Genomic DNA, 25,844 nt, shown 5'->3' on the forward strand with positions numbered 1-25,844 from the left:
GATCTTGGTCGACACCGTTCTAGCAGGGACTCCGTTGCCCGTTCCCGGGGGGTTGACGAACCGGCTCACGCCTTAACTACCCGGCCTTGAGACTAGCTTCCTGCACTTCAGGCTCTTTCTCAACATGGATCGAGCCGGTGGGATAGGCGATGTACAGCAGGTCTTGATCCTCTGGCTCTGGGAAGCTGAGGATGATGAACGAACCCTCCATTCCTGGATGAGGTCCTGTTTCCCGCCCAATCACACGGAGCTCCACCTGCCTGTTCTCGGCCGTCTGCAGCACGTACTTCAGCTGGTCGCGCATCACGTCTGGACCGCCGATCGGGCGCCCGAGCGCAACCTCGTCCAATACGGCGACCAGCCTCAACGGCTGCTCGCCATCCACGATCCTCTGCTGCCTGATCAACCGGACCGAAACCTGGTTCTCGAAAACCTTTTTCGTGCGCCGCACCCGGTCGGCCTTGAAGATCGCCCGCATGTACTCCTCGGTCTGGAGCAGGCCCGGGATGTACATCAGCGACAGCTCGCGCACCGTACAGGCTTCGGTCTCCAGGTCTACGTAACCCCGGTCCTCCACGCCGTAGGCCCGCCACCAGCCGCGTTCCCGCGCTGCTCTGGCCAGGTCGAGCAGGTCCGGGTCGTAGGCGTCGTAGAGGTCCATCATCGAGCGGATCTCGTGCACCGATGTCGCTACCTCGCCGGTTTCCTTGCGGCTCAAGGCACTCGTGGACATGTCCAGGCCTGCTGCGGCCTTCTCCTGCGTCATACCGGCTTCTTCGCGCGGTTCGCGGTCTTCGACGACGCGGCCAGCGCCGAATCCCGCTTCGGCGTCCTCTTCGACCTCACCCTCATCTGGCCGTGACACCGGTCGGGGATGGAGCGAACGGACCATTCGCGTCGCTAGACGGAGTCAGTAGGCCGTTCGCTTCACCCACCAAGCACGCACCCGTTCGAGCCGACGGCCCAGGCCTCGCGCAGCGGGTTGCGATTTCGCGCGAAATCGGCGTTCGCCACGCCTGGCAGGTGTCGATTTCGCGCGAAATCGCCAACGTCACCCGCGCAGGGACGCGAAGAACGCCGTGACGTCGTTGGCGAACAGGTCGGGTTCCTCCATGGCCGGGAAGGTTCCGCCCCGGTCGTACTCCGTCCAGCGCACGATGTTGTTGATGCGCTCCGCGAAGGGGCGGACCGGCGCGAGGATGTCCTTCGGGAACACCGCGACGCCGTGCGGGACGGTGCCGTTCTGCAGCTCCGCGATGACACCTTCCTCCTCCGCCTTGGAGGAATTGTCCGGAGTCTCCACAAAGGACCGGGCCGCCGAACCCGCCGTGTTGGTGAGCCAGTACAGCATCACCGTGGTCAGGATCCGGTCGCGGCCGATCGCGTCTTCCGGCGTGTCCTCGCAGTCGGTCCACTCCTTGAGCACGCCGACGATCCAGCCGAGCAGCCCGATCGGCGAGTCCGCCAGCGCGTACGCCAACGCCTGCGGCTTCGTGGACTGGATCAGCTTGTACCCGTACAGCTCGTCGGTGTACCGCTGCCACGCGCCCATCCGAGCGTGGTCGGCGGCGCTAAGCCCGGTCATCTCGTCCGGGTCACCGCCCGGGAAGGTGATCATCCCGTTGGTGTGCACGCCGATCACATTGTCCGGCTTAAGAATCGCCAGCTCGCGGGAGATCCACGTGCCCCAGTCGCCGCCCTGCGCCCCGTAACGCTCGTAGCCGAGCCGGCTCATCAGTTCCGCCCAGGCCCGCGCGACCCGGTTGGCGCCCCAACCGGTGGAGCGGGTCGGCCCGGACAGGCCGTAGCCCGGCAGCGACGGGATGACCAGGTGGAACGACTCGCTGAGCGGCCCGATGACGTCAAGGTACTCGGCGATGGAACTCGGCCAGCCGTGCGTGAAGATCAGCGGCAAAGCGTCCGGCCGGGGCGAGCGGACGTGCAGGAAGTGGATGTTCTCGCCGTCGATCTCGGTGGTGTACTGCGGGAATTCGTTCAGCCGCGCCTCCTGCGCCCGCCAGTCGTAGCCGCTGCGCCAGTACTCCGCCAGCTCCCGCAGGTAGCCCAGCGGCGGGCCGTAACTCCAGCCCAGCCCCGGCACCTCGTCGGCCCAGCGGGCCCGGGCCAGCCGTTCGCGGAGGTCGTCCAGGTCGTGCTGCGGGATGTCGAAACGGAACGGGGTGATGTCACGAGAGGCCATGCACACTCCTTCGTACGCTGTACGGTACTTAATACGCGCAAGGTCCCGGCGTTGTTCCCGGACCCGGGAAAAAATTCGAGGGGCACCCCAAGCGGGGACGCCCCTCGGGCATCGTGCCAGGTCAGCGACCCATTTCCGTCAGGGAACGACCCTTGGTCTCCTTCAGGTACTTCACCACGATCTCGCCCTGCAGCACCCACATCACAACGCCCACGAACTTGCTTACTCGATTCAGCCGCGCGCGGCACGGGGCGCCGGCGGAACGCGTCTGGCGGGAGTTCAGATCCACGACGACGATGTGCTGGTCGAGAAGTCCGCGCCCAGCGCTTTCTTTCCCCGGCCGGCGCGCACTGCCGGAACTGTTGACGCGCCGCGGAATCGACACGGTCCTGATCACGGGAACGGTCACGAACGTGTGCTGCGAATCCTCGGCCCGCGATGCGAGCACCCTACGCTTCCGCGTGATCATGACTGCGGACGGCAACGCGGCAGGGCGCGACGAAGAGCACAACGCCACGCTGCACACCATCTACCGATCATTCGGCGATGTTCGCCCCACCGCCGAGGTGGTGGCGATGCTCGAAGGAACCGGAGTCAGCGACGGGTGTCGGTGCGCCGGAAGTTGAGGTAGGCCCGCGACGGCGTCGGCCCGCGCTGCCCCTGGTAGCGCGACCCGGCCTCCTTCGAGCCGTACGGGAAGTCCGCAGGGCTCGACAACCGGAACAGGCAAAGCTGACCGATCTTCATCCCCGGCCACAAGGTGATCGGCAGATTGGCCACATTCGAAAGTTCCAGGGTGATGTGACCGGTGAACCCGGGGTCGATGAACCCGGCGGTGGAGTGCGTGAGCAACCCCAGCCGCCCCAGCGACGACTTGCCCTCCAGCCTGCCAGCCAGGTCGTCCGGCAACCGCACCGACTCGAAGGTCGACCCGAGCACGAACTCGCCCGGGTGCAGCACGAACGGATCGTCGCCGGGCGTCTCCACCAACGACGTCAGCTCATCCTGCTGCTTCGACGGGTCGATGTGGGTGTACCGGGTGTTGTCGAAGACCCGGAAGAAGCGATCCAGCCGGACGTCGATGCTCGACGGCTGGATCATGGCAGCGTCGAACGGATCAAGTTCGAGCCGACCGTCATCGAGCTCTTTGCGCAGGTCCCGGTCACTCAGCAACACGCCCCAAGCGTATCGGGAGCCCGGTTACGATCTTCGCCCGCCACCGTGTTAGGCTGACAACGCCTCAAAGCAAGCCGAAGAGGTACGCGGATGTAGTTCAATGGTAGAACATCAGCTTCCCAAGCTGAATACGCGGGTTCGATTCCCGTCATCCGCTCCAACACAAAGGCCAGGTCAGGAGCTAGATTCGCTTCGCCTGGGCCTTCATCATTTCTAGATCAACTCTGGCACTCAACAACGTGCCAACAACATGCCGCGATCAACCCGCCCGTTCCGCTGTGCCGTCATCATCGTCGTCGGCCGGCCGCGTGCCGTTCCGATGCTCGTCGACCAGGGCCGACAGCCTGTCCGCAATCCGCTCGTCCGCGTCGCTCGTCGCCCGCTGGTAGATGAGCGCGGCACGCATGTCGTCGTGCCCCATCCGCGCCATGAGGTCCTTGGTCGACATGCCCGCCTTCGAAGCCCAGATGTTCCCGGCGTGCCGAAGATCGTGGAAGTGCAGGCCTTTCAGACCCATCTGGGTCACGGTCTTGGCTCCCGCTGCCTCCGGAGATCGCTCAGCAGCTGGGGCTTTCCGCTGACGTCGACTACGTCGTTGAAGGCGTTCTGAAAGATTCCAGCACCGGCCAGGTCGTGAGCCCGCCCAGCGACCAGACGTTGACCGTCCCGGTGCGCTGGTTGCATCCGCTGCCGTGACCCGCCGGACGAGCCTTCCGCAGTCGGCTCACTCGCCGGCGGGTTGGGCCGGGCGTTCTCCTGGTCGGTTTCTGAACACGAATGTGCGTTGGGCTAGGAAGTTGAAGGTTGTCGCCACCGCTTGGGAGATCGCCCAGGCGAGCGTGATCTGCCAGGGCGAGTCCGGGAAGAGTCGGAGGGCCAGTGCATTCACCCCTCCGACCAGGGCGAAGGTCACCACGAGGACGACGGTCAGCGCTACGACCTCGCGCCGGTTTCGGCGCGAGGTGAACGTCCAGCGGCGGTTCACCAGGTAGACCGCAGTGCTTCCGATGATGAAGCTGAGGACTCGGGCCAGCTCGGGCCAAACCCCCGAAGCGAGGATCGAATTGAGGCTGCCATAGTCGACGACCGCGCCGCCGATCCCTACCAGGCCAAATCGGAACGCTTGTGAGAAGAAACTCAACCGCTTCGCCTGCCGCGGAACGCTCGCCGTGTTCGAAGTCAACGCCCCTCCAGAGGCAGCGCGTTCATGCCACAACCAGCCGTGACCGTACTACTGGACGCGGGTTGCCGGGTCGGCACGGGTCAGAGGTCGAAAACCACTCCGGTTTCGGACTTCAGGACGCAGCTGTTCGGGTAGGTTTCCGTGAAGCTCACGGGTTTTCCGTGCCAGTTGCCTTCGAGCTTCGCCGTGATGGGTTGGTACTGGAGGGTGCAGGCTTTCGACTGGTCCGGCGTCATCTGCCTGAAATCCGCTTGGACCGCTTCGAGTTCCGTGCACGCTTGCGCCGCGTGCGTGTGCGAGCCTCCCGCCGGGTGGCATTCGAGGACCGCGAAGCTGCGCGTCGAAGCGCCGCCCGTGTCCAGCGAGAGCCGGAGCGCGCTGGGGCCGTTCGCCGGGGCCGCCGCGACCGTCGATGCGGAGGCGATCACCGTTCCGGCGATCAGGGCCGACGTGAGCAGGGCACGACGCATTGGTTTCGCCAACACCGTTCCTCATTTCCAACGAAGGCCGCGGCTATGCGCAGCACTGGTCTCTGGAGATGCGGACCGTCAGCACAAGACACCCAATGCGCGCCAACGGTGTCTCGTGCTGACTCGGCCCGACCGGCGGGCTTGCGAAATCTAGGAGAATCCGCGTTTTCCGCGCCTACCGGTGAAGGTCCGCCGCAGCGGACGTGGACAACGGTACTGGACTACATGACGTGATGATCATTAGCCCGGACGGGTAACGCCAGGAATCCTTTTGCGGGAGCCGGTCAGAAGAGGCGGGTGCCGTTGGGGACCGGGTGGTCGAAGCCCGCAAGGACAACGCTGTCGCCCTCGTCCTTGGCACCGGTCACCAGGACCTCGGACTTCACACCCGCGATTCTCGTGAGTGCAGGAGCGAGGTCCCGGCCCGGCCCGGCCCGGCCCGGACAACATTCGTGAAACGGCTCCACGAAATGCCCGAACGGCCCAATTCACCAGCGGCGATCCCGCAACCCCGAGACGAACGCCACCCACTGCCGCCGGGGGAATATCAGCATGTCCCCATCCCGGTCCTTCGTATCCCGAACGCCGACGATGCCCGGCCCGCCCCCGACCTCAACGCAGTTTCCTTGTCCGGCGCTTCGGCTCGAATTCCTCCAGCCAACCTCGACGCACTCGGACTGGCTGCCGCTGTAGCTGGACTTCCGCCAGTTGATCGCGTTCATCAAGGCTCACCCTTCGCGTTCGTGCCGCCTCGCGTAGGTCGAGATGAGCTCCAGAGAGTCATCCGGTTCCAGCGCTGTCTGCCGCAGCGTAGACCGAGCTTGCACGAATGGGGCTACGTCGTCCGGGTCATCTAGTCCCTGATCAAGCGTGTTGGGGCGTGTCGTTGCGGGGTTGAGAAGGGGAAAGGCCTTATCTTGTTGGGGATTCGCGGCGCTTGGGTATGTCGCTTGCTCCACCAAGAAAGGCCTTCCGGGTGAAGAAGATATCGCATGAGCGGAGTCGTCGGAATATCAGCCAGGGTCGTCGGCGTGTCGCGGACCGGCACGCGATGGCGGGGCGGTGGGGTGTCCGGGACAAGCCGGTGTTCTCGGCGGGCGGGGTTCACTACGAGGTGGGCGACACGACCGATGTGACGGGGTTTGGTGGGTTGCCGGCGTTGCATGAGCTGGTGACGAAGCTGGGGCTGGTTACCGAGATCGACCAGCGGCTGCGGCTGTTGGTGCGGCATCTGCCTTACCACGAGTCTGATCATGTGCTCAATCTTGCGTACAACGTCGCCACCGGCGGCAAGCGGCTGGAAGACATCGAACGGTTACGCCATGATGTGGCGTATATGAATGCGCTCGGTGCGGATCTAATCCCCGATCCCACCATGGCGGGGGATTTCTGCCGCCGGTTCGCCGAAGCCGATGTGGTCACGCTGATGGAGGCGATCAACGCCGTCCGCCCGAGGCTGTGGCAGGGCCGGGGGCGGGATCTGCTGGGCCCGGTCGCCTACCTCGACATCGACGGCACACACGCCCCTACCGATGGGCAGCGCAAGCAGGGCATCGGCCTGTCGTACAAGGGTATCTGGGGTTACGGGCCGCTGATCATCTCGTTGGCCAACACCCGCGAAACGCTGTATCTGGTGAACCGGCCCGCCAACGTACCCAGCCACACTGGTGCCGCGGAATGGATCGACAAATCCATCGAACTCGTCACACCGCATGCGCCCCGGGTGTGCCTGCGCGGGGACACCGATTTCTCGCTGACCGAACATTTCGATTCCTGGGCCGCCAAGGTTGATTTCGTCTTCGGCATGGACGCGATGCCGGGCCTTCGCGCGCCGAAGCGCTGCCCGCCACGGCGTGGCGGCCGCTGGCCCGCAAGCCGAAGTACCAGACGTCGACCGGATCGACCCGCGCCCGCCGCCCCAACCACAAACAGCGGATCGTGACAGCCCGGGGATACACCAACCTGCGGCTGAACAGTGAGCATGTGGCGGAGTTCTCCTACCGGCCTGGCAAATGCCGCCGCGACTACCGGATGATCGTCCTCCGCAAGGACATCACCAAAGCCAAAGGTGAACAAGCCCTCTTCGACGAGATCCGCTACTTTTTCTATATCACCACCCGCACCGACCTCACCGCCGCGCAGGTCGTCGCCTGCGCGAACGAACGCTGCAACGACGAAAACAACATCGAGCAACTCAAAAAGGTGTCAACGCCCTCCGCGTCCCGCTTTACGACCTGGTCAGCAACTGGGCCTACATGGTCATCGCGGCACTGGCCTGGAACATCAAATCCTGGTTCGCCATGATGATGCACCGGAAAGCCCGACCGGCGCGCGTTCATCCGCATGGAATACCCCCGCTTCCTGCGTGAGATCGTCGAGATACCTGCCCGGGTCATCCGGCACGCCAGAACCACCACCATCCGATTGGTCGGCTACACGCGAAGTATCGGGTATCTCTTGACCGCCCGGGCCAACATTCACAGCGCCAACTTCGGGTAACGACCCCGCCCCCGGGCTCACACCGTCACAACCACACACCCCCGCCAGGGCGCCGACCGCGAGCCGACGCCCCCACCGACCGCGCCCACCATCAGCCCGCTACCGCCACCGAGAACGCAGCAACGATCAAAAACACGCCAGACAACCGGACCCGGGCACGCTCGGCCAGGCCCCCGCCCCCGCGACCACCCCAAAACACAACCCAAACACCAAGATCACGACCCACCAGCCCACAACACGCTTATTTTGGGTCTAGTCGTCCGGGTCATCTAGGAACGCTCCGCTACGACGTTGCTCCAGATGGACGACCGGACTGGAACTCACGAACTCCAGCAGGTGGAAGCCGCCGTCCAGCCCGGTGTGCTCACCAGCGGAGAACGGAATGACCCGGATCGCGATGTTGTCGCGAGCTGCCATCTTGACGATTTGGTCGAGCTGTTCTGCCATTAGCCGATTACTGCCCACCGCTCGGCCGAGCACGGCTTCGTCGAGGATCACTTCGTACTCAACAGGGTCCGGCTTGGTGAGTCCCTTGGCGTACTTGTCGAATAGCGATCAGCTGCTCAATGCGATCACTCGGCTCGACACCGAACGCCGACAGCAGAGCGCGAGAGTGCTCCCGTGTTTGCAGGAGGCCGGGGATACGCACATCGGCAACTGAAGTGATGTGAACTGCCCTGCTCTCGGCGTTCGCGAGCTCGGTCAGTTGGACAGGGACCCCGCCGCCGAACTCCCACCAAACCGGCTGGTCAAGTTCGCGAGCCATCTTCAGCAGCCGATCATGGGTTTTCCCGGCGACCGACAGTGCGTCCAGGAACAGTCGCACGTTCTCCAAAGTGAGGCCGCGCCGTGCTGTCTCAAAGCGACTGACCTTCGCCTCGGACCAACCCAAGGCATCACCGGCCTGCCGCATCGTCGCGCCAGCCGCGTTGCGTACCGCACGGAGCTCCTTCGCCAGCGCTCTGGCCCGAGGTGTGTCCTGCACGGACACAAGATTACGTGCAAAGCATTTCCAAATATTGCAAGACTTGCAGTATATCGATCAAGGGAGATCCCGATGTCTGACTACTTGACCTACGTCTGGCGCCCGGTCACGGGCGGTCGCCACGCGTTTCCCATCGCTGCAACGAAAGTCCCGGTCGAGGAGCGGGTGAAGGCGCGTTCTGTGGGGCGGAAGCGGGCGCGGCGGAGCTGCACGATCGGTCCGAAGTGGACTCGATTCGGGAGGACACCTGCATGCGTTGCTGACACACCCTCACCACCCGCCTGTGATCACCCGGGGAGGGCGCAATTTCGCGAGAAATTGACCGTCACCCGGGTGAACGCCAATTTCTCGCGAAATTGACACCCCTCGCCCAACCGAAGGAGAACCACCGATGTTCTGGATCCAGCTCAGCACGTTCGTCCTGTTCAACCTGCTGATCCTCGCCATGCTCGCCACCCAGTTGCCCGCGAGAACCATCGCGTTCTCGACCGGCCAGCACGCCGGAGGCGGCGAAGGCGCCTACACGGTCTGGCACCTCATAGCCGACATCGAAGCCGAAACCCGCGTCGCGGCCGAAGAACACCGGGTGGAACAAAAACATCCCCCCATACCACCGGGATTCCCCACCACAGATCCCGACGAGCCCACCGGGCGCCACCACCTGCGCGCCTGAACGCTCGTGAGTGATCCTTCCGGTTCTTACCGGAACAACCACTCACGAGACCTGACGGGCCGGTGACGTCTGGCAAAACAATGACTCACCCGTCTCGCCGGTGGCGAGTTCTGCGACCACGTCGAGGTGGCCGAGGTGGCGGGCGTATTCCTGCATCAGGTGGAACAGGACCCTCTCCAGGGTTGCCGGTTCCGCTCCTCTCCAGCGGGGGCCCGGTTGGCTCACCGCCGCTAGGTCCATGGTCCGCACGACCTCGCTGGTGTGTTCGCCCTCGGTCCGCAGACACGTCGTCAGGGACTCCCGGGTTTCCCCCGGGTCGACTTGCCAGCGACCGTTCTTCCAGTCGCCCCATTGGTTTTCGACCTGTCGGCCTTCGAACCCAATTCGATTCAGCGCAGTTCGACGTGGGTCAGGTGCTTGAGCAGTTCCAGCGGTGTCCACCCGGACGGCAGTCGGCTGCGGCGCAGGTCCGCCTCCGGCAGGGCCTCGACCTTCGCGATCGCGGTGGCGCGGAAGAAGTCGAGGTAGCCGAGGAACACCTCGAAACGCGACGACGCGGGCGCCGTCGGTTCCGGGAACGGGAGCATCCGGCGAGTATCCCCGTCACTGTGTGATCAGGTCCTCGGGGATCTGGGTGTCCGTGTTCATGGCCTCGAACAGTTCCGCGGCCTTCTTCTTGTCCCAGTTGTGCGCCGTGCCGTCGGTGACCGGGACCGTTGTCGTCACCACGCCGCCCGAGGAGATGCCGCGCATCGCCCAGGCCAGGGAGAGCAGGTCGCCCGTGCCGTCCTCGCCGAGCATCGTCAGGGCGTTCGCGCCGGTGTCCGCCAGGGCGTAGTCGGTGAACGGGTTGACCAGCGTCGTGAAGCTCGACGCTTCCGAAGCGAGGGCACCGATGAACTTGCGCTGGTTCGCGACGCGGTCCAGGTCCGATCGCGGCGTCGACTCGCTGTAGCGCATGCGGACGAAGGTCAGTGCGTCCGAGCCGTCCATCTGCTGGCAGCCAGCCTGGAGCGTCTGGCCCGTCTTGGTGTCGTGCATCTCCTCGTCCAGGCACATCTCGACGCCGCCGACCGCGTCGACGATCGCCGCGAACCCACCGAAGCCGACCTCGGCGTAGTGGTCGATGCGCAGCCCCGTCTCCTTTTCCACGGTCTGCGCCAGCAGCTGCGGGCCGCCGCTCTCGAAGGCCGCGTTGATCAGCGTCTTGCCGTGCCCCGGAATTTGCACCCGCGAGTCGCGGGGGATGCTTAGCAGCGTCGGGGCGGTCGAGTTGTCCGGCAGGTGCGCGATCATGATCGTGTCCGTGCGCTGGCCGGCCGCGTCGCCGATGTGCAGCCCGGCCGCCACCTCCGGGTCCAGTCCCTCCCGGCTGTCCGAACCCACGATCAGCCAGTTCGCGCCCGCCCCCGCGGCCGGTCTGCCCGGATAGTCCGGGAAGGCGTCGATTCGCCGGATCGAGGAATCGACGTGGAACCAGAGCCACCCGGCGAACAGCACCGGCAGCAGCACCAACGCGAGCAGCACCAGCACCAAACCCCTGCGGGCACGACGCCGATGCGGGGGGCGCTCGGCGGCGCGAGCGCTCCAGTCGTTCCGGAACTGATAGGTGTCCATACCCGCGAAGACGTCCCGCTGGCCCGAAAGTTGCTCATGTCCCATGAAATGGGGCGTCGGGACGGAACACGGCCTGCCCGATGGAGTAGTCGTACGCGCGATGGGGTGGAGCCTCTAGCGTCCTGGCGTGTGACTGACTCTTCCTCGCACCTCGGTGCGACAGCGGATGCCTATGATGCCGTCGCCGTCCTCTACACCGAATACGTCCGCAACGCACTTGACGGGCTTGCGCTGGATCGCGCGGTGCTCGCCGCGTTCGCCGAGCTCGCACGCAACACCAGCGCCGGGCACGTCGCCGAACTCGGGTGCGGCCCCGGACACATGACCGCGCACCTGCGGGAGCTGGGGCTGGACGTCTTCGGGATCGACCTGTCACCGGTGATGATCGACCTCGCCCGCGAGGCATACCCGCATCTGCGGTTCGAGGTCGGTTCCATGGACGCCCTGAACCTGCCCGACGACAAGCTGGACGGCATCGTGTCCTGGTACTCCATCATCCACGCCCCACCGCAGGACGTGCCCTCCTACCTTGCCGAGTTCCAGCGGGTACTCGCACCCGGCGGCCACCTCTTGCTCGCCTTCTTCGAAGCAGAAGGCGAGCCGGTTACCGCGTTCGACCACAAAGTCACGACCGCCTACCGGTGGCCGATCGACGACCTCGCGGAACTAGCCGGCGAAGCAGGATTCGCCGAAATCGGCCGGATGCTACGCGAACCGCGCGAGGACGAGCGATACCGCCGAGGCCATCTCCTCATGCGCCTGGACAAGCAACTCGGTTGATCACCTTTCCCGTGAAGGGTTGTCGGGTAGTCATGAGCAGAAGGCGTACGGCGGCAACGGTTGCAGTGCCGTGGAAGATTTACGCCCGTTTGCCGAAACGGGTGGTCAAGCCCTAGAGTGCCTTGACCGTTCGCTCGATTTCCGTTGCGGCGCCGGTAAATCTCCTGATCGAAGCCGGTGGGCCAGCCGCCCGCGCTGCCGCGGCGCTGGCGGTCGGCCCGCCCTAATCTTTAGTCCACACAGGACGGTTATCGCAGCCGCTTCGCGCGGAGGACGGTGTCGTGGGCGTGGTGGGTGCCGGGCGGCGGCGGGGCGGTTCGCGGGCGGGTTTCGTCGACCAGGACGGCCCAGTCGTCGTCGAGGAGACCGGCGATCTCGTGCGGGTGGTAGTAGTCGCTCGGGTCGAAATTGTGGTTGGTGCCCGGCGGGAGGTCGCCGGGATCGTGGCCAACGAACAGGAACGTGCCGCCCGGCGCGACGGCGGCCAGCAACCCGCGCGCAGCGGTGTGGTCGGGCTCGTGCCGGAGCGGGAAGTACTGGGCCGACACCAGGTCGAACGCGGCGGCGGGCGGCGCAGTGGCGCTCAGGTCCGCGCGCGTCCAAGCCACGCCGTGGCCGCCCGCCTCCCGGGCAGCGCGCTCCAGCGCCACCCGCGAGACGTCGACCGCGGTGACCTGCCAACCGCGCTCGGCCAGCCAGCGGGCGTCGGCGCCTTCGCCGCAGCCCACGTCGAGCGCCTGCCCCGGCGGCAGGTCCACCATCTCGCTGACGAGCACCCCGTTCGGCTCACCACTGAAGAGCTGCTCGCGGCTCAGGTACCGCTGGTCCCAGGCCTGCTGATTCGTTTCCGGCACTAGGCCGTGCCGGCTATCGCCCATGACGCGTTCGCAGTTGCGGGCTTCCGATTCGTTCGTGAACTGAGCTTCCCGTTGGGTCATCGCGACCACCTCCTGCGACCAACGTGCACCCACCGCGGCCAACTCGGCAAAATCCTTTGCGGAAACAGCAACACGCCCACTTGTCCCAATTTTGGGCTACTCGTGCTATGGCGTCGCGATCGACGGGATGTGCGGCTGGACCCGCCGGTACCTCGGTCACATCGAAGCCTCCCGCCGCCACTTCGAGCTGCCGGACCGGTAATTCCCGATCGTGACAGAAACCGCCGCCCTATCAGAGGAGAACGCCGATATCCCGGAAACCCCGTGCGCCGCGGTAGTTTCCCGGCCCCAACGGCAGGCGGGACGTCAATCGTAGTCGCGGTCGGGGTGATCGATCAGGTCGCGCACGGTCACCCGAAGTGCGTGGACCGCATGGAGGTCGGCTGTGCGTCCGCGGCGGGCGAGTTCGGACAACACGCCGCGGACATCGTCGCTTCCGGACTGGTCGCCGTGCAGGTCGGCGAACGCGACGAGGGCGGCCAGGTCGGGCAGGTGGTCGTCGCCGCGCCAAACCTCGGCGGTGGTGTTGACCAGCACTCGCATAGCGAGCGACCGGCAACCCGATTCTCCGCCCACCAGGGAGGGTCGTGGTTGTCCGCCGCAGAGCCGCAGTCCGTACGCCGCAGTCCGTACAACGTTTCGATGGTCCTCAGGTGCCTTGTCGTGCGCTGGACGCGCGATTGCTACCTGCGCGGAGAGTTCTTCGACCCGCTCGAGTGAGCGCGCCTGGGTTTCGGGGACCGCTTTGACGACGAGAACGGCGCCGACCTGCACGAGAAGGGCGGCCGCCTGCCGCGCCGATTCCCCCCGTGGCGTAACCGATTCCCGGCACGCGGCCGTCGACCTACCGTGGCCGCATGCACTCACCGATCACGGGCACGGCCGCTGGCGTGCCGTTCACCGCTCTGCCACCGGCCGACAACGGCCCCGCGCCGCTGATCGTCACCTGGCACATGCTTGATGCGCCGAGGTCGGACGCCGCGTTCGCTGCCGCGCTGCCGATGAACGACCTGCCCGCGTGGCGGGTGCACCTCGGAATGCCGATGTGCGGGGCGCGCATGGTCGACGGCAGCATGGCCGCCGGCTTGGAGCTGATCCGCAAGGACGTCCTGATGTCAGCTCTGTACCCGTTCGTCCGGCAGGCGTCGGAGGAGTTCCCGGCCGCACTGGCGTCGATCCGTGCGCAGCTGCCGGCCGATGACGGCCCGATCGGTGTGCTCGGCGGCTCGCTGGGCGGGGCCGTCGCGCTGCGGATCCTCGCAGGCACCGAGATACCGGTCTTCGCCGGTGCAGTCGTGAACGCCGCCATCCGGATGCGGTCCGTCGTGGACCTGTTCCCAGGCGACTACCCGTATGACGCCGAGTCCGAGAAAGCCGTCGACAGCCTGGACTTCGTCGCCGAAGCGGGCACCATCGCCGGTCGCGCGCCGCTGCTGGTCGTCAGCGGCGAGCTGGATCACCCGGCGCTGCGGGCCGACGCGTTGGATCTCGTCGACGCGTTGGGCGAACGGTCCGAACTGCTGTCGATCCCCGGGTTGGCCCACCCGCTCGCCGACGAGCCCGGCATCGAGCCCGCGCCACAGCTGCCACTGGCCCGCGAGGTGGACGCCGGCCTGACCACGTGGTTCCGACGCCACCTCACGAATGCAGGCTAGGCGGAGCCGGTGACCTGCCTGGTCGCGACGTCCAGCCGTGAGCGGTGCCCGCGCAGCAAGTCGGGCTGAGCCATCGCGGCGGCGGGTGCGCACCACCAACGGCCGATCGGGCACGCCGCAACGGGACTCGCGACCACACGAAGATCACGCTCACCAGGACGAGGACGGGCGTGCGCCGCGTCATGAGCAGGCGGCCGACCCAGCCGCCGGGGCTTTCGCTATGGGCTGACCGGCTGCGGCCCGCGACGCACGAGGTGGCGATTTCGCGCGAAATCGGCGTTGGCCACGCCTGGCAAGTGGCGATTTCGCGCGAAATCGCGCAGCCCCGGTTGCGGGCCGCGGTCGTGCTGTTGACCGGTGAGCTCCCGAGATGCCACACGGGTGGGGCATCGCCGCCCCTGTGGTCAGCGTCACATCCAGAAAAGTGTGCGGATTTCCGGCGGTGGCGTCGAGAACAGCGCGCCGGCTCCGTCCCTGGGGCACGATCGGCCCTAACCGGCCGCACAACCGAGAAGGAGCTCATTGTGAAGTACCTACTGCTCAAGCACTACCGAGGTGGCCCGACACCGGCTGTGGACCAGCCGCCGATGGATCAGTGGACTCCGCAGGAGGTCGACGCGCACATCCGGTACATGAAGGACTTCGCCGCCCGCCTGGAGGAGACCGGCGAGTTCGTGGACGGGCAGGCACTGGCTCCCGAGGGCACCTTCGTGCGATACGACGGTGCGGGACGCCCACCGGTGACCGATGGCCCGTTCGCCGAAACCAAGGATCTCATCGCGGGCTGGATGGTCATCGACGTGGAGTCCTGGGATCGCGCGGTCGAACTGGCCGGGGAGCTGTCTGCGGCTCCCGGGGTTGGTGGCAAGCCGATTCACGAATGGCTCGAGGTGCGGCCGTTCCTCACCGAGCCGCCCGCGGTGACCGAGTGAACGAGCCGCTGCTGCGGGAGCTCGTGCCTGCGGTGATCGGCGTCCTCGTCCGTCGCGGAGCTGACTTCGCCTCGGCCGAGGACGCCGTGCAGGAGGCCCTGATCCGGGCACTCGAAACCTGGCCGGAGGGGCAGCCACGCGACCTGAGGGCGTGGCTGATCTCGGTCGCGTGGCGCAGATTCCTCGATGCCGCCCGAGCCGAGAAGGCCCGGCGCGAGCGAGAGCTCGCAGTGGAGGCCGAACCACCCGGCGGCCCGGTGCCTGCCACGGACGACACGCTGCGCCTGTACTTCCTGTGCGCGCATGCCACCTTGGCTCCGAGTTCGGCAGTCGCGCTGACCCTGCGCGCGGTTGGCGGCTTGACGACCAGGCAGATCGCGACGGCATACCTGGTTCCGGAAGCGACGATGGCCCAGCGGATCAGCCGGGCCAAACGGCGCATCGCCGGGGTCCGGTTCGAGGAGCCCGGCAACCTGACGACCGTGTTACGAGTGCTCTACCTGGTGTTCAACGAGGGATACAGCGGGGATGTCGACCTGGCGGCCGAGGCGATCCGGCTCGCCCGCCAACTCGCCGCCCTCTCCGACGAGCCCGAAGCGGCCGGGTTGCTCGCACTCATGCTGCTGCACCACGCGCGCCGGGCTTCTCGCACCGGGCCCGGCGGTCGCCTGGTGCCGCTAGCCGAGCAGGACCGCTCGCTCTGGGACGTCGATCTGATCGCCGAAGGAGTGACGATCCTGCAGACCGCGTTGGTCCACGACCGGCTCGGCGAGTACCAAGCCCAGGCCGCGATCGCCGCCCTGCATGCCGACGCCAGCACCGCGTCCGAGACGGACTGGGTGCAGATCGTGGAGTGGTACGACGAACTGCTGCTCCTCACCGGCAGCCCGATCGTGCGGCTCAATCGTGCCGTGGCAGTCGGCGAAGCCGATGGACCACAGGCCGGCCTCGCCGCGCTCGCCGACATCGACCCCGCCCTGCCCCGGTACACCGCGGTGGCGGCATACCTCCGCGAACGCGCAGGCGATTTCAGCGACGCCGCCGACCTGTACGCCGAAGCTGCCCGCGCCGCCACCAGCCTGGCCGAACGCGACCACCTCACCCGCGAAGCAGCACGCGTGCGGCACCACGCCCGGACCTCACCACCGCCTTGACGGTCACCGATTCCGCCCCACCGGGCTCACTCCTCCCAAACCGGCACGAGGGGCAGGCCGCGGGCGGCACGCTCGTGGTCGACTGCGCGTTGGATCAGTTCCGTCTTGCGCTTGGTGTAGGCGAGTCCGTTCTCTTCCTCGGCAGCGACGCGCCGCTTCAGCTCTCCGTACTCGGCCGCCACCTCCGGATGCATCCGCAGGTGGTCGCGGAACAGCCGCTCGTTACGAGTGCCCCAGGTGTCGGCGGTAACGACATGCAGGTGGTGGCTGCGCCACCCGACGTCAGTGTTCCGGTAGTAGAACAACCGCTCGGTCATCCCGGTCTCCTGTGGCCGGTAGCCCAGCCGCTCCAGCACGGCTTCCCGGTCGGCGGTAACGTCGTCCAGCCTCGCAACCGACGCCATCAAATCGATCACCGGCTTGGCGGCCAGACCCGGTACGGAGGTGCTGCCCACGTGCTCGACGTTCAGGAACAGCCCGGGCACGGCGTCGATCAGCTCCGCGCTGGCTTGGGTTCCCTGTTCGGGCCAGGAAGCATCGTACTCCGCTATATCAATGGCCATCTGCGCATTTTAAGAACCGCGCCGCGACTGCTGGTCATGTTGTAGATGATCTCATCTGAAAGAGCACTACATGACCACACACCGTGATGTCGGATATGACATCCGTACGACATCGTTCGTGAGATTACGACGTCAACCGCGAGACCCTACAACAGCCTTGTAGGGTCTCACCGCTGGTGACCTGTCGATCTTCGTTGACTGCGGTTTAGTGGTGCAGACCGGGTGGGCCGGCGAGCGCCGTCAGGCCGGCTGTACCCGATCGTCGGTGTCGCGGGCGGCTGTGACCGTGCGACGGACGTAGTCGGCGTGCGCGAGAGGCACCTCGAGCAGTGCTGCGGGCACGTCCAGCAGATCGAGTACCTCGGCATGCCGGTCGGCGCACCGGTCGCTGAGCACGCCGCGCTGCGCCATCAGTCCCCGGATCCCCGCGCCGTCCAGCAGTCCCTCCGCCACCAGATGGTCAGCCAGGCCCAGCAGGCAGGTCACGGCGTAGAGGTGTCGCACGGTGTCGTCGACGTCGCCCCGGGAACGGGCCGTCCACCGGCGGAGCAGCAGGGCGGCGCAGCGCGCGTCGACCTGCGGTCGGCACAGTGCGCCGCGCTGCGACGTCCTCCAGCGCCGGAGAAGACGCTCCGCCAGCGCTTCCAGCAGGTCGATGCCGTGGCCACACGAGCGCAGGCCGTCCTCGGTGACGGCGGGCACGGTGGGAGAGGCGTCGTCAGTTGGCGCGTTTTTCGCGGCGACACGGACGCTCTCGTAGCACAGGACGGTGTTGTCGCCGCCGAAGGTGGTGTTGATCTCGCCGTCCACGCGTGCCGTGACGATCTCGTTGTGGCTGTGGAACCCGTGGCCCCCGCAGAGCTCCCGCAGAACGACCAGGGCCGCGTTGGCCGCCCACGAAGCGTGGGCCTTGGCCCCGGAGGTCAGTCCGTAAAGCGTCTGCCGGTGGCGAGCGACCGGCTCTGCCGCGTAGCGACTGGTCCATTCCTCGACGAGGTGCTCGGTCAGGTGGTGGAGGGCGAGTGCCCCGGCGACGACGGGCATGAGGCGTTCGCGGTAGTGCTGGTAGCTCAGGAGAGTGCTGCCGAAGGTCTCTCGGTGAGTGCTGTAGCGAAGAGTGATCGCCGCGCAGCGCCGCAACACCCCGGCCGCTCCCGTCACGGGGAAGATGCGTTCCTGAGAGAACGTCTCCAGGCAGCGCAGATAACGCGCTCGCCTGGCGATCTCGGAGACGTACCTGCCGGAGTCATCGATGTGCGCCCAGGCGCTCAGTAGGGAGTCCGGCGGAATCCGGTACTGATCGAAATGGATCATTCCCGTCTGGTTCCCCGCGATCCCGCCCTTGGGGTCGGCACGGCGAATGCGCACGCCGGGGAACGGCAGCGCGCCTTCCGTCGGCCGCAGCGGTACCCGGAACCAGTGGTGGCCCTCGTCGGCACCGTCGACCACCAACCGGGCGAGGAGCATCGCGTGCGTCGCGGAGAACAGGCTGTTGCCGATCCAGTACTTCGCCGCGTCATCGGTCGGTGTCATCACGCGCAGCGACCGGTCCTCGTGCCGGTAGTGGACTTCCGTCCCGATGGACAGGAGGTTGGTCCCCCGGCCGATCTCGGTCACCGCGAAGGCGTACACCCGCTCCATCCGATCGATCTCGTCGCGGTACTCCGCCAGCTGTGCGGGACTGCCGTGCGAGAGCAGTGCATTGCCGGCCAGTTGCTGGTTGCCGATCGTGGAGACCAGCGAGATGTCGAAGGCGCTGACCCAGCCCAGGGTGCGCACCAGGTCGGGGAACCGGGTTTCCCGGCTTCCCCCGCACCAGGCCTCGCTCCCCACCAATCCCTTGGCGTGCAATGCCTTCGCGCGTTCGACCGTCAGGAGCATCAACTCGTCCACCCCCAGTTCGTACCGGGCGAGCGGATCGAAGAGGGGCTCGTCGAGAAAGGCGGTGACAGGCGCTCCGGGTTCGGGCACCGTCATTTCTCCTGGCCGTGCGGCCGGGCCGTCGTGCCGGGTTTGGCGACGGGCAGGTCGTGGCGGGTCAGGTGCAGGGCCTTGAGGGTGGGAGCCACGATGTCGCGGAGGTAGACCTGGCCGTTGATGCCAGTGGAGCGCATGAGGGCGGTGCGGGCATCGGGGTCCGGGAGGAGTTGTTCCGCGGGCATGCGGAACGTCCGCAGGACATGTGCCAGATCGGCCAGGGTTCCTTCTCGGTCGTCGTCGAGCAGGAGGGCGACCATTTGTTGGTAGAACTTGGTGTGGGCCATCTCGTCGCGGCCGATGAGGCGGTAGATGTCGGCGAGGACCTGGTGATCGGTCTCCAGGGCCAGGGTGCGCTGGGAGCGGTAGACCACGAAGGTGGTGAGTTCCTGAATCATGCCGTAGATCAGCATTTCGCGGGGACTCTCGTACGGGCGCTCCCAGCGTTTGGCCAGCACGGTGTCGGCGTAGTCGTGGAGTTGTTCTTCAGTGCGCTGACCGCTGCGATGCAGGTACTCCCGCAGGGCGAGGGAATGCTTGGATTCCTCGTACCCCCAGTTAGCCGCGAACCAGGCCTGGGCGTAGTTGCGGCCGAAGAGTTCCAGGTGGGCGTTGAGATAGTCGGGGAGGAACATCTCCACGCCGCAGAACGTCTCGGCGTTGGTGGCAAGTTGCGGATCGCTCTTCGACCTGTCGAGCACGTCCCAGTCGATGTCGTTGAACAGATTCCACCTGCGGGTGCGCTCGGCGTTCTCGAAGAACGTCATGTAGGTGCGGTGGAAGGATTCGCGCAGATCCCTGTTCATGAGGCGGTCCGGTTCGCGAGTTCGGCGGAAATCAGGTCGCACAGCCCTCGGACATCCGTCACGGAGTAGAGCTTTTCGTCGGGCAGGCGGACGTCCAGCTCCGTCTCGGTCCAGGTGACGAGCTCCAGCAGCTGCAGGGAGTCGATGCCGGCCGAGTGGAGGTCGGATTCCGGGGTGAGCGGGGGTCGCTCGGCGGCCGTGATCTGGCGCAGACCACGGCCGAGGAGGGCCAGCAGGTCGTCCTGTGTCATCGGGATTCCCTTTCCTGTGCGGTAGTACCGGTGTTCCGGGAGACGGTGTGGGTACCACCGCCCTGTTCGACGGCTGTGGGCCGCAGCGCTTTCACTCGGGATCGTCGACCCGGCGCAGGCACCACTGGGAGAGGGTCATGTGCCGGCGGGCGAAGGAGTTGACGCAGCAGGTCAGATAGCGGTCATAGGTCTCGAAGAGATCGTTGCCCCAGCGGTCGCGGATTTCTTCTTCGTGGGCGCGCAGCCGGGTGCGCCAGTGGGTGGTGGTCCGCTCGTAGTCCTCGCGCCTGGTGCGCAGCTGCATGACCTCCCAGTAGGGACCTACGGCCATGATGATGTCCTCGGCACGGGGCGTCATGCCCCCGGGGAAGATAGTCCTGCCGAGCCACTGGAGCTCCCGCGCCTCCTCGGGACGGCGGGGCAGGCGGTCGCGCAGCCCGGTCTGGAGCGCGAAGTGGGTGCCGGGGCTGGTCCACGTCCACGCCTTGTGGAAGTAGTCGCGGTAACGCGCGACAGCGCGGCCCGCGCGGGCCTCTTCGGGAGTGCAGACGTGCTCGATCATGCAGATGGACTGCACCGCGTCGAAGGTGTGGGACGGCGTGAAGTCGCGGTAGTCGACGCAGGAGACGCTTACTCCCGGCATGTCGCGGCGCAGGATCTCGTTGTACTGGGCTTCGGAGAGGGTGATGCCGTGCGCCTGGGCGACGTGGCGTTCCTCGGTGAGGTAAGCGAGGTTGTTCCCCCAGCCGCAGCCGATGTCCAGCACCCGGCTCTGCGGTGTGATGCGGGCGAAGTCGTGCAGAATGCCGAGCTTGGCGAGCTGGGCGGTGTCGAGGTCGTCGGTGTCGTCGAAGACGCCGCAGGTGTAATTCATCCGGCTGTCGAGCCACAACCGGAAGAACTCCGGATCGAGGTCGTAACTGACGGCTATGTCAGCCCTGCTGGACATGGAGGGCACCTTCCAGGTACTGACGGCGGGTTTCCTGCCGCCGTGGCTTTCCCGAGGTCGTTTTGGGGACGGTGCCGGGCCGGACGGCGACAACGTCGTGGACGGGAATGCCCAGAGCGGCGGCCACCGCCTCGCGCAGGGCGGGGGCCAAGCTGGGGGCGGCCGAGGTGCGGCACTCGGCGACGATCACCAATTCCTCGGACTGCGGACCGGGGCGGGTGCAGGCGACGACGCCGCCCGCGCGGACGCCGGGAACGGTCTCGGCGAGCCACTCCACGCGCTGTGGGTCGATGTTGCGGCCGTTGAGGATCAGCAGATCCTTAACGCGTCCGGTGACGAACAACTCCCCTTCGGCGAGGTAACCGAGGTCTCCGGTGCGCAGCCAGCCGCCCGGCAGGAAGGACGTGCGGGTCTCCTGTGGAGCCGCCACGTAGCCGCGAGCGACGGAGGGGCCACGCACCCAGACTTCACCGACGGCGCGCTCACCGAGGGCGTCGCCGTGGGTGTCGCGGATGACGATCTCGTTGCCCGGCAGGGGTGGTCCGCACCCGACGAGGGTGCTCACGCCGTCGGCAGGGTCCGGCAGCCCGGCCCCGCTGTCGGCGGGGTCTGTCTCACCGGTGGGATCCGCGCCGACGGGGGTGGCCTGCCCGGCGGACAACGCGGCCGTCCGGACATGGTCCACGCGGTACGGGCGATCCGGTGGGGAGAGTGTGACCGCGAGGGTGGCCTCGGCCAGCCCGTAGCACGGCATCAGGGCCTCGGGAGCGAGGCCGGTGGGGGCGAAGGTACTGAAGAACCCTTCCAGCACCGAATGGTTGATGGGCTCGGCGCCGCATCCGAGCACGCGCACGTGGCCGAGGTCCAGGGCAGCGGTCTGCTCGGCCGAGGTCCGGCGGGCGCTCAGCGCGAAGGCGAAGTTGGGCGCGAAGCTGATCGTGGCGCGTCGTTCGGACATCGAACGCAGCCAGAGCCCAGGATCCCGCACGAAGAAGCGGGTCGGGATGAAGGAGACGGGGACCCAGGCCAGCAGGGGTGCCAGCACGAATCCGACCAGTCCCATGTCGTGGTGGAGTGGGAGCCAGGAAAGACCTCGGTCGATGGCCGGGTCGCTGCGCAGGCCGTCGTGCATGATGGCCCGGCCGTTGGCGAGTACCGCTGCTACGCGCGCCGGGACGGCACGGGGATTTCCGGTACTGCCGCTGCTGAACTGCAGGTACGCGGTCGCGTCCGGCTCGGGGTTGTGGGGTGGTGACTCTTCCGGCGGCGCGGCGACGATGCTGTCGAGGGCGACCGGCCTCCCACTGTCCGCTGGCGGTTCGGTGTCACCTCGCAGCGCGATCACCTGGGGCTGCGCGGTACGCGCCATCGCCGTCACGTGGGCGCTCCACGCGGCGTGACGCCCCGCCGCGGGAGGCGGTGGCAGGGGAACGGGGACCACGCCAGCCCACAGGGCGCCGAGGAAGGCCGGGACGAAGACGTGCGGGTCGGTCGCCTCGACGGCGACCCGGTCGCCGGGCCGCAGGCCAGCCTCGCGCCACCCCCGTGCGGCCGACTGGACGCCCCAGAGGAGGTCGTGCCGGCTGACCGCGGTCCATTCGCCGTTTTCGCGAAGGTATTCATGGGCGGGTCGGTGGTCGTTCTCGTAGCCCGCCAGGACGTCGGTCACCCAGGCTTCGCGTATGTGCCGCCGACCCTTTTCTTCGCAGTCAATGGTCAATTATCCAGCGCTCCCCCGGTCGGGACTCCAAACGCGCGGCCACTTTCGCCGGGACATCGTGACCCGCGGAACAGCCGGAGCCGATGACGCGTAGCGTGTACCACGCAGCCGCTAGTCCACAGCGTCGATGTTGGACAGGATGAAAAAACAGGCACAGAGCAGACCCTGCGCGATCAGCCATACGTGTATGTCCTTATGGGACATACTGCGTCGTGCTCAGGCTGTACCCGCAGACATTCGCGGTGTGCGCGCCGATCGCCGGTCGGGCTCGAGGTCGGCGAGCGCTCCGGCGGAGGCAAGGGCTTCCATCTGGGTGTGGTGAGCACGGGGCGAGCGAGGTGGTGATGGTGCCACGGTGGATCCGCGCCCCGTGCAGGGGGCGTCGGCGATGAGCGACCGCGGCGAGTAGAACCCCATCGGCTGCACCCGCTACAGCGCCGCGCAAAAACGGGCCGGAAAATACAATGCGAGCCAGCTGCTGGAGAACATCAGCAGACGTTGCGACACCACGTCCCGGGTACTGTCATCGGCCATCTGGCGATGACAGGACAACGGATTTCCGCAGTATCTGATCAAATGATCGGACGCCTATCAGCTAAATGCGGAAATGGTCATTCTTGCGCGGCAGCTCCAAGAACGGCCGACAACCCGATTCTCAGTCCGATGCCCAATTGGAGGTTCTCGTCGTTCCTGACGCCTTGGATGGCTTGCGAGCTGGTCGTTCGACGAGGTTTCTCATTGTCGTGGCGCGTGGGTTTCCTCGCCGGTTTGGCGCTTTCAGGACCTCGACTTTGGACGGCGCCTTGACGTCCACCACCATGACACTGCCATCAGCGTTGACGAGCAGGATGTCGGGCACATGCCTGCGGATTCCGGCTCCATCCGGCCCAGCAAGCTGGAAGGGTTGCGCAGCCAGAGCGATCACGTCGCGGTCGAAGTCCGCCAGCATGATCCGCGCCAGCTCCAGGCGGCTCTCATACACCACGAGACCCTCGACCGTCGAGGAGTAGTACCAGCCCGAGTAGTGACGCCTGCCCTTGTACCAGCGGAACTCGCGAACGGGCAGTCCGCTCGCCATATCGTCCACCACGACCCGATCCAAGGTCGTGTGCTGGAACTCGCCGTCGCAGCGCCGGTAGCGCACCCGAGCCTGGTCCACGCCGTCCTTGCGCACGAAAGCCATGCCGTCAATACGGCGGCAGCAGAGAGCACCAAACCGCTAACTCCACACGGGTGATCTCCACAGTCCGGTAGGTGTGGTGCGGCTGTAGTCGCTGTACACCACGCGTACAGCGACCACCGCGCCCCGCCCCGAAGAGGCGGTCTCACCGCTCACCAACCGACGTCCCGGTGGCACGGCTCCCCTTCGGCGGCCTACGCTTCGTCGTCCCGCCAGTCGTCGATGTCCATGTTGCCCAGCGCCAGGTTGACCACCATGCCCCCCACGACCTCGGGGTCCACCCGGAAGGCGAACCCGACCTGGTCTACCAGAGGGACCACCAGGACGCGGTGCCCGGGCTCGCGCATCGTGGTGGCGTCAGCGATCAGCACCACGTCGGAGATCATCTCTTCCTCTTCCGTGTCGCTGTCGCGGACCTCCGCCATCACCTGCTCCGGCGTGGCGCCGGCAAAGGCCGGATCGTCCACGAAGTCGACGTAGTCGCTGAAGTCGTCGATCACGTCGTTGTGGCCCCGGCCCGGGCGGCACACGCGCTCGACCAGGGAGGTCCAGGCCGCATCGTCGGTGAAGTCGGTGCGCACGAGCAGATCGTTCTCTTGGATGAGCGGAGGCAGCTCGCGGGCCGGCCGAGTGTAGCGGGGCGGGGCCTTCAGCGACTCCAGTTCAACTCCCACGGGGTCAAGGCAGAGGTCCTCCTCGTCGCGCTCCTTGTCCTCCGCAAGGAGCCACTCCACCTCGGCGGGAGCCGTGTCCGTGAAGTGGTTGATGGTGGAGTCCAGGTTCGGACGATGCAGCACCAGGTAGGTCATGGCTGTTTGACGCGGAGTGATCCAGAAGGCGTAGCCGTCGCTGCCGCAGAAGGCCAGCAGCGGGCGCCAATCCGCATTGCGCACGGTGCGGTCGTCGGTCAGCACCACCAGGTCGGGCACCCAGATCCCGGGCCGCTCCAGGGCCGCGGAGACATCCTCGGAGGTGGCGCCCCGCCACGCGGGATCCTCCGCCACGATCAGGCGCCGGGGAATCGACTCCCGCGCCACCGCATCGGCCGCGTCCCCTTGATCGGACCGGTACATGCCGGGGAGCTCGCCCATGCGCCAGAGCACGTCTTCCCAGACGTCGTCGTCGCTGTCGGTGCGCACCAGCAGGATCCCGGGCACACGGGACTCACCGTCGTCGGGGGGTAAAGGAAGCGGAGGACGCATCAGCAGACACCTCATCGAATCGGGGACGAATCCCCGTAGTCCTAACACCAGGCGACGACAAACCCTCGTCGGCGTCGCTTGCCGTGCGCAACTGCAGTCCGCTGTATTCACGCAGGTAGCTGCGCCATTGCTGCTGCCCGCACCGACACGAGGCCCGAAAAACTGAACTCGCGAGTGCACAGAGCACGCCGGGCGTGACTGTGGTGGAACGTCACTTCAACCCGTCAAAGTCAGCCGCCGCTACCGCATCGACACCGACGCCCGCATCGCCGAGCTGCCCTTGCTGGCTGGCGCAGCGCCTCACCGCCCGGCCGGTCTCCTCGACAACACGCTGATCGTCGATGTAGCCCGGCACCACGATTTACAGGGGCAGGGATTTACGCCGAGTTTTGGCTGGTCGTCCGCTGTTGTAGTCGGTGATGTAGCCGGTCGGTTCATGCCAGTGCGCGGACCACGGATGTTCTTTCACGCCTTGCACGAACCGTTTCAGCGTCTCGACCTCGTCGTCGGTGCGATCAAGGTTGCTGCCGGCGACGTTGACCAGCAGAACGATCTCGTCCTTGTCGTGGATGTCGCAGGACTGGAGCTCATTGGACGCGCAATAACTCGATCAAGTCGCAGCATTTAGAACCTGTTCCATCAATTCCATGATCATCTCTTTCTCCTGATTCTTCCCCGCATGAACACAACACAGGGGATGCGTCAGCCAGCGCGGTTCGGCACCACGACCTGCCACAACTGCGACGGAGGCGATTGGGACGAACGCGAAGACGACCACCGCAACATGTGCGGAGGAACGGCACGATCTGACAACTCAGGCGCCACCGGCTAGCCGACAGCACCCTCGATCGTTGTCGGCTAGGACCTTTCTCATCGATCCGACGCAAGCGACAAGTAGGCGACAAGCTATTTGAGAAAGCGACATCAGAGCCGA

Annotated in this window: 29 protein-coding genes, 1 tRNA gene and 2 pseudogenes; 10 read left to right on the plus strand and 22 right to left on the minus strand. The window is 66.4% G+C overall.

What is annotated here, in order from left to right; translation table 11 throughout:
* Nucleotides 1–76: 76 nt before the first annotated feature.
* The 3 genes from FDZ84_RS10950 to FDZ84_RS37700 form a co-directional block, all read right to left on the minus strand.
* Nucleotides 77–865, minus strand: coding sequence for a helix-turn-helix transcriptional regulator (locus FDZ84_RS10950; RefSeq protein ID WP_246868929.1), 789 nt, complete (start codon nt 863–865; stop codon nt 77–79).
* Nucleotides 866–1,051: 186 nt separating this feature from the next.
* Nucleotides 1,052–2,200, minus strand: coding sequence for an epoxide hydrolase family protein (locus FDZ84_RS10955; protein ID WP_168585807.1), 1,149 nt, complete (start codon nt 2,198–2,200; stop codon nt 1,052–1,054).
* 121 nt (nt 2,201–2,321) lie between these two features.
* Nucleotides 2,322–2,648 (minus strand): hypothetical protein, encoded by a 327-nt coding sequence (locus tag FDZ84_RS37700; protein WP_210435833.1) that lies wholly within the window; start codon nt 2,646–2,648, stop codon nt 2,322–2,324.
* Between FDZ84_RS37700 and FDZ84_RS40610 the strand changes: the two genes are divergently transcribed.
* Complete coding sequence (locus FDZ84_RS40610; protein WP_210435506.1) at nt 2,563–2,826, plus strand: isochorismatase family protein; 264 nt, start codon at nt 2,563–2,565, stop codon at nt 2,824–2,826. The genes FDZ84_RS37700 and FDZ84_RS40610 overlap by 86 nt on opposite strands.
* Here FDZ84_RS40610 and dcd read toward each other — a convergent pair.
* Nucleotides 2,795–3,376, minus strand: coding sequence for a dCTP deaminase (dcd, locus tag FDZ84_RS10965; protein ID WP_168585808.1), 582 nt, complete (start codon nt 3,374–3,376; stop codon nt 2,795–2,797). The two genes, FDZ84_RS40610 and dcd, sit on opposite strands and share 32 nt — an antisense overlap.
* 86 nt (nt 3,377–3,462) lie before the next feature.
* Between dcd and FDZ84_RS10970 the strand changes: the two genes are divergently transcribed.
* Nucleotides 3,463–3,536, plus strand: a tRNA-Gly gene (locus FDZ84_RS10970).
* Nucleotides 3,537–3,635: 99 nt separating this feature from the next.
* On the opposite strand, the pseudogene FDZ84_RS10975 reads toward FDZ84_RS10970, so the two are convergent.
* The 4 genes and pseudogenes from FDZ84_RS10975 to FDZ84_RS10995 all read right to left on the minus strand — a co-directional run.
* Nucleotides 3,636–3,944, minus strand: a pseudogene (locus FDZ84_RS10975) (tyrosine-type recombinase/integrase); the annotation flags it as partial.
* Between the two features lie 156 nt (nt 3,945–4,100).
* Nucleotides 4,101–4,559, minus strand: a complete 459-nt coding sequence (locus FDZ84_RS10980; protein ID WP_168585809.1) for a GtrA family protein — start codon at nt 4,557–4,559, stop codon at nt 4,101–4,103.
* 80 nt (nt 4,560–4,639) lie between these two features.
* Nucleotides 4,640–5,044 carry an SSI family serine proteinase inhibitor gene (locus tag FDZ84_RS10985; protein WP_168585810.1) on the minus strand — a complete coding sequence of 135 codons (405 nt, stop codon included), beginning with the start codon at nt 5,042–5,044 and terminating at the stop codon, nt 4,640–4,642.
* Between the two features lie 473 nt (nt 5,045–5,517).
* Nucleotides 5,518–5,751, minus strand: coding sequence for a DUF397 domain-containing protein (locus tag FDZ84_RS10995; RefSeq protein WP_168585811.1), 234 nt, complete (start codon nt 5,749–5,751; stop codon nt 5,518–5,520).
* Nucleotides 5,752–6,113: 362 nt separating this feature from the next.
* Here FDZ84_RS10995 and FDZ84_RS11000 point away from each other — a divergent pair, with 362 nt between their 5' ends.
* Together FDZ84_RS11000 and FDZ84_RS11005 are read left to right on the plus strand one after the other, a co-directional pair.
* Nucleotides 6,114–6,971, plus strand: a complete 858-nt coding sequence (locus FDZ84_RS11000; RefSeq protein ID WP_168585812.1) for a transposase — start codon at nt 6,114–6,116, stop codon at nt 6,969–6,971.
* The gene (locus FDZ84_RS11005) at nt 6,968–7,333 is read left to right on the plus strand and encodes a hypothetical protein (RefSeq protein WP_168585813.1); all 366 of its coding nucleotides are present in this window, start codon (nt 6,968–6,970) and stop codon (nt 7,331–7,333) included. Before FDZ84_RS11000 ends, FDZ84_RS11005 begins: the two co-directional genes overlap by 4 nt.
* 447 nt (nt 7,334–7,780) lie before the next feature.
* On the opposite strand, the pseudogene FDZ84_RS11015 reads toward FDZ84_RS11005, so the two are convergent.
* Nucleotides 7,781–8,519: pseudogene (locus tag FDZ84_RS11015) on the minus strand (helix-turn-helix domain-containing protein).
* A gap of 385 nt (nt 8,520–8,904) precedes the next feature.
* On the opposite strand from FDZ84_RS11015, the gene FDZ84_RS11020 reads away from it, so the two are divergent.
* Nucleotides 8,905–9,186, plus strand: a complete 282-nt coding sequence (locus FDZ84_RS11020) for a DUF2457 domain-containing protein (RefSeq protein WP_168585816.1) — start codon at nt 8,905–8,907, stop codon at nt 9,184–9,186.
* A gap of 42 nt (nt 9,187–9,228) precedes the next feature.
* On the opposite strand, the gene FDZ84_RS11025 is transcribed toward FDZ84_RS11020, so the two are convergent.
* From FDZ84_RS11025 to FDZ84_RS11030, 3 genes are read right to left on the minus strand one after another with little or no spacing between them, the layout of a single operon-like run.
* Nucleotides 9,229–9,627 carry a DUF664 domain-containing protein gene (locus tag FDZ84_RS11025; RefSeq protein WP_210435507.1) on the minus strand — a complete coding sequence of 133 codons (399 nt, stop codon included), beginning with the start codon at nt 9,625–9,627 and terminating at the stop codon, nt 9,229–9,231.
* The gene (locus FDZ84_RS39955; protein ID WP_210435508.1) at nt 9,576–9,773 is read right to left on the minus strand and encodes a DUF664 domain-containing protein; all 198 of its coding nucleotides are present in this window, start codon (nt 9,771–9,773) and stop codon (nt 9,576–9,578) included. The genes FDZ84_RS11025 and FDZ84_RS39955 overlap by 52 nt, the downstream gene beginning before the upstream one ends.
* A 16-nt stretch (nt 9,774–9,789) precedes the next feature.
* Entirely contained in the window at nt 9,790–10,803 is a 1,014-nt protein-coding gene (locus FDZ84_RS11030) for an LCP family protein (RefSeq protein ID WP_210435679.1), read from the minus strand.
* 129 nt (nt 10,804–10,932) lie between these two features.
* Between FDZ84_RS11030 and FDZ84_RS11035 the strand changes: the two genes are divergently transcribed.
* Nucleotides 10,933–11,583, plus strand: a complete 651-nt coding sequence (locus FDZ84_RS11035; RefSeq protein WP_168585817.1) for a class I SAM-dependent methyltransferase — start codon at nt 10,933–10,935, stop codon at nt 11,581–11,583.
* A 248-nt stretch (nt 11,584–11,831) separates the two neighbouring features.
* On the opposite strand, the gene FDZ84_RS11040 is transcribed toward FDZ84_RS11035, so the two are convergent.
* Both FDZ84_RS11040 and FDZ84_RS11045 read right to left on the minus strand, forming a co-directional pair.
* Complete coding sequence (locus FDZ84_RS11040) at nt 11,832–12,521, minus strand: bifunctional 2-polyprenyl-6-hydroxyphenol methylase/3-demethylubiquinol 3-O-methyltransferase UbiG (RefSeq protein ID WP_246868931.1); 690 nt, start codon at nt 12,519–12,521, stop codon at nt 11,832–11,834.
* A gap of 306 nt (nt 12,522–12,827) precedes the next feature.
* The gene (locus FDZ84_RS11045; RefSeq protein ID WP_168585818.1) at nt 12,828–13,064 is read right to left on the minus strand and encodes a hypothetical protein; all 237 of its coding nucleotides are present in this window, start codon (nt 13,062–13,064) and stop codon (nt 12,828–12,830) included.
* A 314-nt stretch (nt 13,065–13,378) separates the two neighbouring features.
* Here FDZ84_RS11045 and FDZ84_RS11050 point away from each other — a divergent pair, with 314 nt between their 5' ends.
* From FDZ84_RS11050 to FDZ84_RS11060, 3 genes are all read left to right on the plus strand, one after another.
* Nucleotides 13,379–14,176, plus strand: a complete 798-nt coding sequence (locus FDZ84_RS11050; protein WP_168585819.1) for a S9 family peptidase — start codon at nt 13,379–13,381, stop codon at nt 14,174–14,176.
* A 521-nt stretch (nt 14,177–14,697) separates the two neighbouring features.
* On the plus strand, nt 14,698–15,108 hold the full coding sequence (locus FDZ84_RS11055; protein WP_210435681.1) for a YciI family protein: 411 nt from the start codon (nt 14,698–14,700) through the stop codon (nt 15,106–15,108).
* The gene (locus FDZ84_RS11060) at nt 15,105–16,262 is read left to right on the plus strand and encodes an RNA polymerase sigma factor (protein ID WP_168585821.1); all 1,158 of its coding nucleotides are present in this window, start codon (nt 15,105–15,107) and stop codon (nt 16,260–16,262) included. The genes FDZ84_RS11055 and FDZ84_RS11060 overlap by 4 nt, the downstream gene beginning before the upstream one ends.
* 26 nt (nt 16,263–16,288) lie before the next feature.
* On the opposite strand, the gene FDZ84_RS11065 is transcribed toward FDZ84_RS11060, so the two are convergent.
* The 8 genes from FDZ84_RS11065 to FDZ84_RS11100 all read right to left on the minus strand — a co-directional run bounded on the left by FDZ84_RS11065 (nt 16,289) and on the right by FDZ84_RS11100 (nt 24,910).
* Entirely contained in the window at nt 16,289–16,825 is a 537-nt protein-coding gene (locus FDZ84_RS11065; protein ID WP_168585822.1) for a GrpB family protein, read from the minus strand.
* Nucleotides 16,826–17,065: 240 nt separating this feature from the next.
* Nucleotides 17,066–18,796 (minus strand): acyl-CoA dehydrogenase family protein, encoded by a 1,731-nt coding sequence (locus tag FDZ84_RS11070; protein WP_168585823.1) that lies wholly within the window; start codon nt 18,794–18,796, stop codon nt 17,066–17,068.
* A 2-nt stretch (nt 18,797–18,798) separates the two neighbouring features.
* A complete protein-coding gene (locus FDZ84_RS11075) occupies nt 18,799–19,608 on the minus strand; it encodes an acyl-ACP desaturase (RefSeq protein ID WP_168585824.1) in 810 nt (269 codons plus the stop codon).
* Complete coding sequence (locus FDZ84_RS11080; RefSeq protein ID WP_168585825.1) at nt 19,605–19,859, minus strand: acyl carrier protein; 255 nt, start codon at nt 19,857–19,859, stop codon at nt 19,605–19,607. The genes FDZ84_RS11075 and FDZ84_RS11080 overlap by 4 nt, the downstream gene beginning before the upstream one ends.
* Before the next feature lie 91 nt (nt 19,860–19,950).
* Nucleotides 19,951–20,808: a class I SAM-dependent methyltransferase gene (locus FDZ84_RS11085; RefSeq protein ID WP_168585826.1), complete on the minus strand. Its 858-nt coding sequence runs from the start codon at nt 20,806–20,808 to the stop codon at nt 19,951–19,953.
* On the minus strand, nt 20,792–22,477 hold the full coding sequence (locus FDZ84_RS11090; RefSeq protein ID WP_168585827.1) for an AMP-binding protein: 1,686 nt from the start codon (nt 22,475–22,477) through the stop codon (nt 20,792–20,794). The genes FDZ84_RS11085 and FDZ84_RS11090 overlap by 17 nt, the downstream gene beginning before the upstream one ends.
* A gap of 706 nt (nt 22,478–23,183) precedes the next feature.
* Nucleotides 23,184–23,711 carry a TnsA-like heteromeric transposase endonuclease subunit gene (locus tag FDZ84_RS11095; protein WP_168585828.1) on the minus strand — a complete coding sequence of 176 codons (528 nt, stop codon included), beginning with the start codon at nt 23,709–23,711 and terminating at the stop codon, nt 23,184–23,186.
* Nucleotides 23,712–23,902: 191 nt separating this feature from the next.
* Nucleotides 23,903–24,910, minus strand: a complete 1,008-nt coding sequence (locus FDZ84_RS11100) for a hypothetical protein (protein ID WP_168585829.1) — start codon at nt 24,908–24,910, stop codon at nt 23,903–23,905.
* A 280-nt stretch (nt 24,911–25,190) separates the two neighbouring features.
* Between FDZ84_RS11100 and FDZ84_RS11105 the strand changes: the two genes are divergently transcribed.
* Nucleotides 25,191–25,538, plus strand: a complete 348-nt coding sequence (locus FDZ84_RS11105; protein WP_168585830.1) for a hypothetical protein — start codon at nt 25,191–25,193, stop codon at nt 25,536–25,538.
* Nucleotides 25,539–25,844 lie beyond the last annotated feature (306 nt).

The organism is Saccharopolyspora sp. ASAGF58, from assembly GCF_012277335.1.
Lineage (GTDB): Bacteria > Actinomycetota > Actinomycetes > Mycobacteriales > Pseudonocardiaceae > Saccharopolyspora > Saccharopolyspora hattusasensis.

Bases quoted from the DNA above. Each gene is read 5' to 3' on its own strand.
- FDZ84_RS10955 (WP_168585807.1), bottom strand. From the start codon at position 2,200: ATGGCCTCTCGTGACATCACCCCGTTCCGTTTCGACATCCCGCAGCAC.
- FDZ84_RS10995 (WP_168585811.1), bottom strand. From the start codon at position 5,751: ATGAACGCGATCAACTGGCGGAAGTCCAGCTACAGCGGCAGCCAGTCC.
- FDZ84_RS11020 (WP_168585816.1), top strand. From the start codon at position 8,905: ATGTTCTGGATCCAGCTCAGCACGTTCGTCCTGTTCAACCTGCTGATC.
- FDZ84_RS39955 (WP_210435508.1), bottom strand. From the start codon at position 9,773: ATGCTCCCGTTCCCGGAACCGACGGCGCCCGCGTCGTCGCGTTTCGAG.
- FDZ84_RS11030 (WP_210435679.1), bottom strand. From the start codon at position 10,803: ATGGACACCTATCAGTTCCGGAACGACTGGAGCGCTCGCGCCGCCGAG.
- FDZ84_RS11040 (WP_246868931.1), bottom strand. From the start codon at position 12,521: ATGACCCAACGGGAAGCTCAGTTCACGAACGAATCGGAAGCCCGCAAC.
- FDZ84_RS11045 (WP_168585818.1), bottom strand. From the start codon at position 13,064: ATGCGAGTGCTGGTCAACACCACCGCCGAGGTTTGGCGCGGCGACGAC.
- FDZ84_RS11050 (WP_168585819.1), top strand. From the start codon at position 13,379: ATGCACTCACCGATCACGGGCACGGCCGCTGGCGTGCCGTTCACCGCT.
- FDZ84_RS11065 (WP_168585822.1), bottom strand. From the start codon at position 16,825: ATGGCCATTGATATAGCGGAGTACGATGCTTCCTGGCCCGAACAGGGA.
- FDZ84_RS11075 (WP_168585824.1), bottom strand. From the start codon at position 19,608: ATGAACAGGGATCTGCGCGAATCCTTCCACCGCACCTACATGACGTTC.
- FDZ84_RS11080 (WP_168585825.1), bottom strand. From the start codon at position 19,859: ATGACACAGGACGACCTGCTGGCCCTCCTCGGCCGTGGTCTGCGCCAG.
- FDZ84_RS11085 (WP_168585826.1), bottom strand. From the start codon at position 20,808: ATGTCCAGCAGGGCTGACATAGCCGTCAGTTACGACCTCGATCCGGAG.
- FDZ84_RS11095 (WP_168585828.1), bottom strand. From the start codon at position 23,711: ATGGCTTTCGTGCGCAAGGACGGCGTGGACCAGGCTCGGGTGCGCTAC.
- FDZ84_RS11100 (WP_168585829.1), bottom strand. From the start codon at position 24,910: ATGCGTCCTCCGCTTCCTTTACCCCCCGACGACGGTGAGTCCCGTGTG.